Origin of the sequence: Microcoleus sp. Pol11C2 (assembly GCF_036701505.1) — a bacterium.
Lineage (GTDB): Bacteria > Cyanobacteriota > Cyanobacteriia > Cyanobacteriales > Microcoleaceae > Microcoleus.
This window is the reverse complement of sequence record NZ_JAUBQX010000004.1, coordinates 26,652-39,156: the sequence shown is the minus strand read 5'-3', so window position 1 is coordinate 39,156 and position 12,505 is coordinate 26,652. Positions and strand designations below refer to the sequence as shown.

Annotated in this window: 9 protein-coding genes; 3 read left to right on the top strand and 6 right to left on the bottom strand. The window is 45.8% G+C overall.

The genetic code is table 11. The annotated features are described in order from the left end of the window. Positions 1-108: 108 nt before the first annotated feature. Positions 109-390: a hypothetical protein gene (locus QUA42_RS03835; RefSeq protein ID WP_333135254.1), complete on the bottom strand. Its 282-nt coding sequence runs from the start codon at positions 388-390 to the stop codon at positions 109-111. Positions 391-737: 347 nt separating this feature from the next. On the opposite strand from QUA42_RS03835, the gene QUA42_RS03830 reads away from it, so the two are divergent. Next, positions 738-2,513: a reverse transcriptase domain-containing protein gene (locus QUA42_RS03830; protein ID WP_333135252.1), complete on the top strand. Its 1,776-nt coding sequence runs from the start codon at positions 738-740 to the stop codon at positions 2,511-2,513. Between the two features lie 76 nt (positions 2,514-2,589). Here QUA42_RS03830 and ndhD1 read toward each other — a convergent pair whose 3' ends face one another. From ndhD1 to QUA42_RS03805, 5 genes are all read right to left on the bottom strand, one after another. Then, positions 2,590-4,176: a photosynthetic/respiratory NAD(P)H-quinone oxidoreductase subunit D1 gene (gene ndhD1, locus QUA42_RS03825; RefSeq protein WP_445242207.1), complete on the bottom strand. Its 1,587-nt coding sequence runs from the start codon at positions 4,174-4,176 to the stop codon at positions 2,590-2,592. A 549-nt stretch (positions 4,177-4,725) separates the two neighbouring features. Beyond that, the gene (locus QUA42_RS03820; RefSeq protein ID WP_333135250.1) at positions 4,726-6,771 is read right to left on the bottom strand and encodes an NAD(P)H-quinone oxidoreductase subunit 5; all 2,046 of its coding nucleotides are present in this window, start codon (positions 6,769-6,771) and stop codon (positions 4,726-4,728) included. A gap of 224 nt (positions 6,772-6,995) precedes the next feature. Next, on the bottom strand, positions 6,996-8,447 hold the full coding sequence (locus QUA42_RS03815) for a Tic22 family protein (protein WP_333135248.1): 1,452 nt from the start codon (positions 8,445-8,447) through the stop codon (positions 6,996-6,998). Between the two features lie 114 nt (positions 8,448-8,561). After that, entirely contained in the window at positions 8,562-8,939 is a 378-nt protein-coding gene (locus tag QUA42_RS03810; RefSeq protein WP_333135247.1) for a thioredoxin family protein, read from the bottom strand. A 45-nt stretch (positions 8,940-8,984) separates the two neighbouring features. Continuing rightward, positions 8,985-9,698 carry an NnrU family protein gene (locus tag QUA42_RS03805; protein WP_333135245.1) on the bottom strand — a complete coding sequence of 238 codons (714 nt, stop codon included), beginning with the start codon at positions 9,696-9,698 and terminating at the stop codon, positions 8,985-8,987. 229 nt (positions 9,699-9,927) lie between these two features. Here QUA42_RS03805 and QUA42_RS03800 point away from each other — a divergent pair, with 229 nt between their 5' ends. Continuing rightward, entirely contained in the window at positions 9,928-10,932 is a 1,005-nt protein-coding gene (locus QUA42_RS03800; protein ID WP_015174889.1) for a LysR family transcriptional regulator, read from the top strand. Between the two features lie 125 nt (positions 10,933-11,057). Then, entirely contained in the window at positions 11,058-12,503 is a 1,446-nt protein-coding gene (locus tag QUA42_RS03795) for a serine/threonine-protein kinase (protein WP_333135243.1), read from the top strand. Positions 12,504-12,505 lie beyond the last annotated feature (2 nt).

The window sequence follows — 12,505 nt, the reverse complement described above, 5'->3', positions numbered from 1 at the left end:
ATTGGATTTTAGCGCCTTGCTTCAAAACTTACTGGGATCGGGCAAAACAAAAGTAATAAGAATCCTCAAAGCTCCGTCGAAAAAAAAATAGAAAACCCCAAAACCCATTTAATAATCGAGGTTTTGGGGTTTTCTTCCTCGCATCCGGTTCAAATTACAACTTGCGAGGGTGCGATGGTTCTTGACAAATATCGCACTTTTGGCATAACAATAAGGATAGAAATTAAGAGAGCGAGCCTCTTCGAGGGCTTGGCTAACGTACCGAATTGAAGGGCGATTTAAGGCTGGAGTCTCATCTTCCAACAGCCTCTCCATCACTTCACGCAGGTTCGCTTGTAGCTCGTCTAAAGTTTCTCCTTGAGAATGCGCTCTCTTAGAAAGCGGGAACATAGCCTACATATAAAGCAGTGGCAGGGTCTTTTTCAACAACCGCAGTGAACGTTCTCAGAAAGTTAAACTCAAACAGCTTGATTTTTAAGCCAAACGCAACAGCTTTAATCATAGCAGATCTGTCACATCCACCATAATTTTTGATGACCAGCTTGATATTTGTGTTATACTTACGAAGGCTAGATACTCAAATAAGATTGATTACCGCTGTTGATCCTGCGGCGGCAAATTTACAAGGAGTACCATATGTACTCACTGTTGTGAGCTTTTGACGCCGATCGCGGCGTGTGCTATTAGGTTGGAATACGTTTCGAGTATCTAGCTCTTTAATTTAGTCTTGATGAATTATGGGTACTACTTCCCTAAACCTTTCAGAAAAAGAACTGAAAGAAAATTTTTATCAATTAAAAACTCGTGAAGATATTGCAACATTTCTTGAAATAAGTGATTACCAACTTAGGTATCATTTGTATATTTATCCTATTAGCAAAGCCTATACTACATTTGAAATCCCCAAAAAATCTGGAGGTTGCAGAGTAATCTCTACGCCCCAGACATCTCTTAAGATAATTCAACAAAAATTGAACCAAGTTTTTAGAAGCGTATATCAACCAAAGCCATCAACACATGGTTTTACTATTGGAAAAAGTATTGTAACAAACGCGAAACAGCATCTTAGACAAAAATATGTTTTGAATCTTGACCTGAAAGATTTTTTCCCGTCTATTAATTTTGGCAGGGTTCGTGGACTTCTGATGTCTCGTCCATACAGTTGTACTGACGAAGTTGCAACAATCCTATCTCAGATCTGTTGCCATGAAAACCAGCTACCACAGGGTGCACCAACCTCACCCATCGTCTCGAACATGATTTGCGCGAAACTAGATTCTCAATTACAGCGATTAGCACAGAAATATCAATGTATTTATACTAGATATGCTGATGATATTACGTTTTCTACATCAAGACCAAGATTTCCACCTCATTTAGCTTGGTTCTCTAGAGAATCAGAACAACTGAGTTTAGGTAATGAATTAAAAAATATTATTGAAGATAATGGATTTTTAGTCAATGAGTCAAAAGTTAGATTACAAAGTAGATATAAGCGTCAAGAAGTTACTGGAATTACAGTAAACGAAAAGCTAAATGTAAAACGTAAATATATTCGACAAGTTCGTGCTGTGCTTCATGCCTGGGAAAAATATGGTGTTGAGAATGCAGAAGCTGAGTTTTGGGAACGATTTGATGAAAAGCATCGCTTAGATACTATTCCCGATAGTTTTAGAAATATTATTAGAGGGAGAATTGAATTTATTGGTTCAGTTAGAGGGTTTGACGATCCAATTTACTTAAAATTTTTAAAATGGCTAAAAAAGCTTGCTCCTGACCTAGTAAGCGATGCAAAGCTGGATATTTACAATCCTCAAAAGCTAGTTGTAGAGGAAAAGAATATCTTACCAACACCTCTTATTTGGAGTGAAGGAAAAACGGATATAAAGCATCTAAAATCAGCTTTCAAATGGTTGAGTGATAATGGTATTACCTATGAATTCAAACTAGAGTATAAGGAAGACTTAGATGAACAGAAACAGGGCAGTAGTGAGCTACTTAAAATCTGTGAGCATTTCTGTAAAAACAAACAGATTCAGCCTATAATTGCAATTTTTGACCGAGATGAACCTGACTTTATAAAAAAAACTCATGATGATGCTAAAGGATTCAAAGACTGGGGAAACGGAGTATATTCATTTGCAATACCAGTTCCTCGACATCGTTCAGATCGAGACGGAATATGTATAGAACTTTATTATAAAGACAACGAAATTAAGAGAGAAGATAAGGATGCTCGAAGATTATTTTTAAGTAATGAATTCAGCGAAAAAAGTGGAAGACATCAAGACGGTCTGATCTATCCTGATAGGAATAAAATCAAAGGTAACCAGCTAAAAATAATAAATAATAATGTTTTTGATACAAATGATAATAATGTGGCGCTTTCAAAAGATAAGTTTGCCGCTTACATTTTTGAAGGTATTGATGGTTTTAATGACTTTGATTTTGGAGAGTTTCAAGAGATATTTAGGGTTATTGAAAAGATATTAAAGCATTTCTCTGAATCGTGATAATTTTATCTATAGAAAACCCCCAAACCCGATTTTAAAATCGGGTTTGGGGTTTTATTCCTACATCTGGTTCAAATCACAACTTACTCGGCTCGATCGCCGGAGCACGCAGAGACACAGTTTTATCCGCAGCAGCCTTAGCCACAAGCGACGGCACAGAATCGCGCAATTTTGCAGTCAACTGTACAGTAGTCGCATCGTAAACCTGAGTCAGCATCTTCGGATACAAACCAATGCCAATAATCGGCACTAACAGAGCCGCAATAATAAACACTTCTCGCGGTTCCGCATCCACCAATTCCTCGTGTTCCGACAATTCCTTATTCTCAGGGCCGTAGAAGATTTCGCGCAACATCGACAGCAGATAAATCGGAGTTAAAATCACCCCGACAGCAGCTAGAAATACCACGCAAACCTTAAACACAGGATTGTAAGCATCGCTGGTTGCAAAACCCACAAACACCATCAGTTCTGCTACAAAACCGCTCATTCCCGGCAAAGCCAAAGAAGCCATAGAACAAGCAGTCCACATGGCAAAAACCTTACGCATTTTCTGTCCTACACCGCCCATTTCGTCGAGCATGAGGGTGTGAGTGCGATCGTAAGTGCATCCTACCATAAAGAACAAACTCGCCCCAATTAAACCGTGGGAAACCATTTGCAGCATTGCACCGCTAATTCCCAAATCGGTAAACGAAGCTATCCCAATCAGCACAAACCCCATGTGCGAAATCGAAGAATAAGCAATTTTCCGCTTCAAATTTCGCTGAGCAAAAGAAGTTAAGGCGGCGTAAACAATATTTACCACACCCAAAATTACTAAAATCGGTGCGAAGGTAGCGTGAGCATCTGGGAGCATTCCCGCATTCATCCGCAGCAAAGCGTAGCCGCCCATTTTTAGCAGAATTCCTGCTAGCAACATATGGGCGGGTGCGGTTGCTTCGCCGTGAGCGTCAGGCAGCCAAGTGTGCAGCGGAAAAATTGGCAGTTTGACGCCGTAAGCTATTAAGAAACCTGTATACAGGATCAATTCTACATTCGGGGCGTAATCTTTAGCTGCGATCGCCCGCATATCGAAAGTCACCGTATCGCCGTAAAACGCCATCGTCAGCCCGCCAAGCAAAATAAACAGCGAACCGCCTGCGGTGTACAGGATAAACTTAGTTGCTGCGTAGAGGCGCTTTTTGCCGCCCCAGATGGACAAAATCAGGTAAATCGGGACTAATTCTAGTTCCCAAACCAGGAAAAACAGCAACATATCCTGCACGGCAAAAACTGCGATTTGGCCGCCGTACATTGTCAGCATCAAAAAGTAAAAAAGCTTCGGTTTAAATGTGACCGGCCAAGCTGCTAAAGTAGCCAGCGTAGTAATAAAACCAGTCAGCAAAATCAGCGGCATCGATAAACCGTCAGCACCCACCGACCAATTCAAATCGAGTTGCTGCACCCAAGTATAGCTTTCTACCAGTTGCAAATCTGGATTGCTGAAGTCGTACTGAGTGTAAAAAGCGTAAACAAGTAGGGCAAAATCGATTAAACCCACAATTAGGGCATACCACCGCACCGTCTTGCCATCCTTATCGGGAATTAAAGGAATCAGCAAGGACGCAGCAATGGGAAACAGAATTGTTGTTGTTAACCAGGGAAAGTTAGCTGTATCCATTGCGTTTTAAAATGATCCATCAGTTATTAGGTTTAAACACATTTTGGCAATTTTAGCCTAAATTTTATACTTTCTTTAGACGGAACATTTTTTTTTGCTATTATTTGGACAAATTATGCGATCGCAACAGTTAAGTTTAATGAAAGATTTATTTCTATAGCAATCCTCGCATCATTTGTGAATTTCTTACTCCCTCCCCTTGCCAAGGGGAGGGTTGTGGTGGGGTAAAAAATTTATGACTCCTGCAAGGATTGCTATATTTGCTAATTGTCAATTGTGATTTATTAACCTAATACCATTTTTTAAAATATCTCCTAGTGGGGATACGGTCATGCCCAAAGCGTGTAAACTTAAGCCTAAAATCCTTGATAAATATTGCTTTTACCTGAGTCTAGCTCCTCCTAAATCCCCCTTAAGAAGGGGGACTTTGAGAAGATTCCTGTCCCCCCCTTAAGAAGGGGGGGTCGAACCCTAATCGTCAGAGAGCAGACCCGTACTAGGTTTGACATGGTTGTTGACACCAATGGACAAGGCCGTGTCCCTACAGATTTAACCGACTCCAGAAACGATCGCAAAACCCAGAACTGCGACAAACACAATCAGGGCATAAAATTGAGCGCGACCGCTCTCAAAGTATTTCAAACCTTCGCCGCTAACCAGGGTGATAAGCCCGGTTAAGTTGACGACACCATCGACGACTCGCAAATCAACTTCCATGACTTGCCGCGCTAAACGGCGGCTGCCTTTGACAAAAAGAAAATCGTTGATATCGTCGAGATACCACTTGTTGAGGGAGAACTCGTAAAGCGGTTTGATTTTTTGGGCGATCGCACTTGCGTCAATTTTACGGCTCAAATACATCAGAGAAGCCAAAGTAATGCCCAGCAAAGCAATACCTACAGAGCTTCCGCCCATAATCAAAAATTCCGTCAAATTGAACTCAGCAGCGTGTGCCAAAACTTCTTCGAGAGACTCGCCTGGAGCGCGAACAAACTGCTCGAAATAATTGGCAAACGGCGTACCGAGAAAACCGATAAACACAGAAGGTACCGCCAGCAACACTAACGGCAGAGCCATTGTCAGAGGAGATTCGTGAGGCAAATGGTCGTGCTCATCGTGACTGTCGCCAGTTGATGCCAATTCCTTAACGTTCATTGCTCCCGGGCCAAAAACAAGACCGGGTTGCAAGAGTTGACGCTTGATGGCGCTGTCATTGCCCCGGAATTCGCCCTCAAAGGTGCTGAAATACATCCGGAACATATAAAACGCGGTCATCCCGGCCGTCAACCAGCTAACAGCCCACAGAGCGGGATTTGCTGCAAAGGCGCTGGCGAGGATTTCGTCTTTTGACCAAAAACCAGCAAACGGCGGAATTCCGCAGATTGCCAAATTTCCGATTAAAAAGCAAGCAGAGGTAATCGGCATATATTTCCGCAAGCCGCCCATGACTCGCATATCTTGAGCGAGTGCGGGGTTGTGGCCTACAACTGCTTCCATACCGTGAATCACTGAACCTGAACACAGGAACAGCATTGCTTTGAAGTAAGCGTGAGTCATCAAGTGGAAAAGTCCGGCACTGTAAGCGCCGACGCCCATTGCCATCACCATGTAGCCGAGTTGGGAGATGGTGGAGTAGGCTAAGCCTTTTTTGATGTCATTTTGGGTAATCGCGATCGAAGCGCCCATAAATGCCGTAAAACAGCCTGTACAGGCGATCAAATTCATGACTGCCGGCAACCCTTCAAACACCGGGTACATCCGAGCGATCAGGAATACGCCAGCGGCTACCATTGTCGCGGCGTGGATTAAGGCCGAAATCGGTGTCGGGCCTTCCATTGCGTCTGGTAGCCAGACGTGGAGGGGGAATTGAGCGGATTTGGCTGCTGGTCCCAAAAATATGAGGACGCCGAAGATTGTCGCCAGAGTCGCCGAAAGAGCACCGGATTCGACTAATGAGTGCAGGCGTTCGCCCATCACCTCAAATTCAAAGCTGCCGGTGGCCCAGTAAATGCCGAGGATGCCCAGCAGCAGGCCGAAGTCGCCGACGCGGTTGGTGACAAAAGCTTTTTGGCAAGCGTCAGCAGCGGGTTTGCGATCGTACCAAAATCCGACTAGCAGGTACGAACACATACCTACGAGTTCCCAAAAAATGTAAATCTGAACGATGTTCGGGCTGATTACTAGACCCAACATCGACGCGCTGAAGATGCTCAGGTAGGCGTAAAAGCGCACGTACCCGTCATCGTGAGCCATGTAGCCGTCGGTGTAAATCATCACCAAAAAGGCGACCGTAGTGACGATCGCCAGCATCACCGACGTTAGGGGGTCGATAATATAGCCCATATTCAGCGAGAAGTCGCCAGCAGAAGCCCACTGAATACTGCGGGTGTAGGGTGCGTGGCCCTGTAGTTGACTCCACAGCAATGCGAAAGAGAGTACCATTGACCCTCCGAGCGCGGAGACGATTAATATCGCATTCGCTTGTCGGAGTTTGTTGGTTGCCTGGTTAAAGGTGATTAAGCCTAGACCTACTAGCATTGCGCCTGCCAGCGGCAGGACTGGAATCAGCCAAGCGTATTGATAAAGCAGTTCCATGACTGATAGGTAGTTTAAAGTTTCTACTAGATTGACAAAACTGTAAACAATTGTGACACAGGCTTGGACGACTGGGCATAAATGCTTGATTTTTTTTGAAGTATGCTGAGTTGGCGGCCTTATCGATTTAGGTTGTTAGGAGTTAATGTGCCATAAATCTCACCCCGAACCGAGTCGGGATGAATGAATGCCCGTGAAACTGATATTGCGGAGGTCGATCGCGATTACCCCAAGTTTAGAATCGAATCTGTAGTGGATGCGATGAATGTGGAACTGCGAACAGTTGCCGGTGTTGCATTTAAAACATTCGCTAAAATGTCGCCATTAGCTAACAAGATTAGCGTGTTTGCACCCTCGGCCGTGAAATTGAGGTCATTAAGAGTGATACTGCCCGCGATCGCAATTCTATCCCCTTGATTTAAATCGGTAATTCGATCGGCAAAATTTGCATCCCGCACCCCTGCATCAACATCTATTTTGATAATAAAATTATCTATTTCGCCGCCGCCGGTAAGAATATCAAAACCTGCATCGCCTAATAAAAAATCATTGCCTTCGCCGCCGTTGAGAGTATCCTTTTCTCTACCTCCCCGCAAAAAATCACTGCCACTTCCGCCGTCTAGACTATCATTATCTTGACCGCCGGTGAGCAGATCGCTGCCATCATCTCCGAAAATTAAATCGCTGCCTTTGCCACCCCGCAGCAAGTCGCTACCAGCGCCGCCGCGCAGCACATCATTTTCAGCATTCCCATTAATTACATCATCATTTGATGAACCACTCACGGTATCGTTACCGTCTAAGGCTCGCACGCCGCCAGGAAATTGGGTCGCACTGTTTGGAGGTATTTGAAATAAATCATTGCCAAGAGTTAAGTCAAAAAAACCTCCGCTAACGGATGCAGTCAATAACTTATTAAAAACGCTCAACTGCTCAAAGTCTGTGATACTTCCAGGAAGCTGCCGCACAAATTCCCGCGACTCCTGCGAGGGAATCAAAATCAATTGGTTCAAGAACGCGTCGTCCTCAGTACGCAAAGCTTCCAAAACCCTCTCCAAGTTCACCACCTCAATCTTAATTGTGGCAGTGAGATTCGGCTGCTGCTGCTGGAAGCGCTCCACCAGTTCCTGCAGTTCTTCCTTGTTAAAAAACAAGGGAATCACCTCTTGCTGGTTGCGCTGAATCGTCAAATAACCATTTTCCGGGCCACCTCTTGCCAAAAACAGAGGTACACCGTTGAACTCGTTAACCTGTTGACCAGTCTGCTGAAGTACAGTTTTAGCCAACTGCACCTGCTGCGGAGCCGGAACGTAAGAAAATTGGATCTCCTCCGGCGTGCCTTTATTTGCTTGAGAAAGCTGGTAAATTTCCCCTAGCGACACCGGCGTCACGCGCACGGAGGCCGCCAACTGAGGGTTTGTAGTTTTCAGTTGATCGATAAAAGCTTGAGCATCCTGCTGGCTGATAAAAATTCGTGCCACTGAATCATTGCCGGTTTGACCCTCACCTTGTTTGGGAACAGTAGAGATGAGGGGAGCACCCTGAGCATCTGTAATCACAAACACGGGCACCGGGCGCAGCTTTTCGTCAATTTCTGTATTAGACAGTGCTAATGCTTTGAGATTTTCCGCTTCGGAGGCAGGGAGCAAGTCAACATTATTAACTAAATTAGACATGGTGGTATTAACACGTGTTAAATTCGTTAAATCTTGTACTTACCGGCACAATAGGTGTTATATCCCCGAATTTTTTAAGAAGTCGGGGGTCTAACAGCTATGGACTTAAAAATGTTACCTGTTGGCTACTTCCTGAAGTTGCAGCCGTTGAGATGGGGAAGCTACGTGAGCCGCGAGCATCCAGGAATCCAGAGTCCGCCGCAGTTCCTCGCGTCCTTTGTAGTCTTCCAATCTAAATCGAACTTTATCGCCCTCAAACAAAATCAGCGTGGGCAAACTTGTCAGCCGATAAGTGTGGGCCAACTTGAAACATTGATCGGCATTCACCCCAACCAGCTTGACTTTTTCTGCCCACTGTGCCTCAAAAGTCTTAAGCGTGGGGTCGATCGCGCGGCACAAACCGCACCAAGGAGCCGAAAAGTGAACTAAAACGGGGGTAGAGGCTTGAAACACCTCTTGTGCAAAAGTGCGTTCGCTAACCGACAACACCATGAGCCCTCAAAATTTAATAATTTTTTTTCTATCCTAGGGATCATGCTACCAGTATATGTTCCTAGTGACACGCATCAAAAAAGGATGAATTTCCCACAGCAGGCCCGTAAAAATGACTACACCTAGGTAGGAAGGGCGCAGAAACTCAAGCAAATCAAGGGTTTGACGCTTTTGTAGGATTGCCAAAAAAGGCATGATTGAGGTTCGAGATTTGATGGTTTCAAAGGATTCTCCAAAACGAGCCTGAAGCCGCCTGTCGCCGTGCCACACTCCGAACAGGTGGTGAAGTACCAAACCGATGGAAGTGACAAGGGTAAAGCTAGTGCCAATCCACAGGGTGTGGGCGACGCACCAAATCAGTTGTCCCACCATTTGCGGGTGACGGGTGATACGAATGATGCCAGTTTCGTAGAGGTGAACTTGGGGCTTTTGGACGGCGGCAATTTCTAGGAGGTTGAAAGTTGCTGGGTACAGAAACAGAAAGGAAATTGCCGAAAGTATCCAAACTGCGGGTTTAACTCCGGGAACGCCCTGTACTTGCCAAAGCTGCAGGCCGTCGTAGCGGTGATTGAAAAAGTAGACAATCAGAATGACGGCTAGCGGCAAACTGACAAGGGCAAACAAAACGCGGTAAAGTCTCGGCCCGATCAGCTTTTCGCCTTTTGGCCGAAGGGCTGCTAAACCGCTGTGGGCGATCGCAAAAACCAGTAACAGGCCCAGAATAACAAAGTGGGAGTCGAGCGCCAAGTCGATCGTCATTGCAAATATTAAGAAAAGTTATTGATTCTCGGCCAATTTGTGTCACAAAGTATCTATGGGAGCATTCAGCGGTTATCAGTCAGTTAACTGTTCACTGTTCGCTGTTGACTGTTCGCTGTTCGCTGTTGACTGTTCGCTGTTGACTGTTCGCTGTTTGCTGTTCGCTGCCTACAGTCAACCGTCAACCGTCAACTGACAACTGACAACTGACAACTGACAATTTAGATATATGTCTGACCTTCCTTTCACTTTAGACCAGTTACGCATTCTCAAGGCGATCGCCTCTGAAGGAAGCTTCAAACGCGCCGCGGACAGCCTCTATGTATCCCAGCCAGCAGTTAGCTTGCAGGTGCAAAACTTAGAGAGACAATTGGACGTGCCGCTGTTTGACCGGGGGGGGCGGCGGGCGCAACTGACCGAAGCCGGACACCTGCTGCTGAGTTACGGCGAGAAAATTTTATCGCTTTGCCAGGAAACTTGTCGAGCTCTGGAAGACTTGCAAAATCTCCAAGGCGGTACTTTGATCGTCGGCGCTTCTCAAACAACGGGAACCTATTTGCTGCCCCGGATGATCGGGATGTTTCGCCAAAAGTACCCGGATGTAGCAGTACAGCTTCACGTTCACTCGACCCGCCGCACGGCGTGGAGTGTGGCTAACGGGCAAATCGATTTGGCAATTGTTGGCGGAGAAATTCCTACCGAACTTGTAGAAGCTTTAGAAATTGTTCCTTACGCTGAGGACGAACTGGCTTTAATTCTTCCTCCGTCTCACCCGATGGTACAACAAGAAACTATCCAAAAAGAAGACCTTTACAAATTGCAGTTTATATCCCTCGATTCGCAGTCTACGATCCGCAAAGTAATCGATCAGGTACTGACTCGCTGCGGCATTGACACGCGCCGCTTGAAAATCGAGATGGAACTAAATTCGATCGAAGCCATTAAAAATGCCGTTCAGTCCGGGCTGGGAGCTGCTTTTGTCTCGGTTTCGGCGATCGAAAAAGAGTTGCTCATGGGCGTCTTGCACAAATCTCAAATGGACGAAGTTTTGGTAACTCGCATTTTGTCGCTGATTTACAACCCCAACCGCTACCGTTCTAAAGCAGCAGAGGCTTTCAGCAATGAAATTTTGCCGCAGTTTGCTACTTATTCGACCATCCTGGAGAAGAAAGAACCCCCGGCGCTCGATTTGGGATTCATAGAAATAGCAACTCCGAACTCAGCGGGAAGTTAATCTCTTAGGTCGCTGGCAGTTAGCAGTTCGCGGTTAGTTGAGAAATCCAAATCTGATTTAACAATCGCTTTTTCTTCCTTCTTCCCTCTTCCTTCTTCCCTCTTCGTTCTTCTTAGCAAACAAAAATGGAAGTTTACTGCACCCGACCGGGCTGCCCGCGCCCTCAAAACTCTTTTCCCGACCTCGATGACAGTTCGCTGCTGAAAACCGTGCAGCAAAAGTTTTGCACGGCTTGCGGGATGCCCATGATTTTGAGCGGGCGCTATTTGCCCGTGAGGTTGTTGGGTCAAGGCGGTTTTGGGGCGGCATTTTTGGCCAGAGACCGCTATACTCCCGCGATGCGGCAGTGCGTTGCTAAACTTTTGCAGCCGTCGGTAAGTCTGACTCCGCCCCAGCTACAAATCGCTCAAACTCTGTTTGAACGGGAAGCGGCGGTGCTGGAAGAACTGGGAAACGAACATTCCCAAATTCCGAGTTTGCTGGCTTTTTTTGAGCTGACTGTTGCGAGTTTGCAGCCGGGAAAAAACGATCAGTTTTTCTATCTGGTTCAAGAATTTATAGACGGTAAAAATTTGGAGGATGAACTAGCTGTTAAAGGCAGATTTTCAGAGGCGGAAACGGTGGAGGTGCTGCGGGAAATTTTGAAGGTTCTCGATTTTGTGCACTCTCGCGGTTCGATTCACCGAGATATTAAACCTGCTAATATTATGCGGGGTAAAAACGGTCGGCTTTATTTATTAGATTTTGGGGCTGTTAAACAAGTAACACAAAGTGTTGGGAGTGCAAAAGCTTCGACTGGTATTTATTCTTTGGGTTATGCTCCCCCAGAACAGATGAGCGGGCAAGAAGTTTATCCGGCAACGGATTTGTATGCTTTGGCTGTAACTTGTATTACTTTGCTGAGTGGTTTGCAGCCGACGGAGTTGTTTGATAGTTACAGAAACGAGTGGAATTGGCAGTCGCGGGTGCAGGTAAGTTCGCGTTTGGCTCACGTTCTCGATCGAATGTTATTATCAGCTCCTAGCCAGCGGTTTCAATCTGCGAGTGAGGTGGAAGCGGCTCTGATGTCTCGGCCTCAACAACATTCTCAACCACCTACAGTCGTGGTGGCGCCGCCTCCGATACCTATTCAACCGACTCAGCCGCCTCCTGTACGGGTTCCTGCAACTCCTCCAGGAGGGCTGCAACCTTCCCAGAGAGCGACTTTTTCGATTTGGGAGGTTTTGTCGGGGGCGGCGTTTACGGGTTTTGAGGGGGGGTTGCTGGCGATCGCCCTGACGAGTTTGTTTCCCTCTCCAGGCTTGAGTATCGGATTGTTGGGGATGATTGTGGCGGGTTTGATTTACGGCCAGTACCGCAGGGCGATCGAACAAACTGAGATGTTGATTATTGGTGCAGGTACTCTGGCTTTGCTGTGGTTTTTCCCGGCTTTACAGACGGCGGCACTTGCGATTTATCCGAATTCTCCGATCACTGGCGTGTTGTTTGTGGGATGGTTGGGTGCTTTGGGTGCGATCGCTGGAACAGCTATTTTTCGCTTGATTTATAAGTTACTTTCAAACGTTTTTTAAGC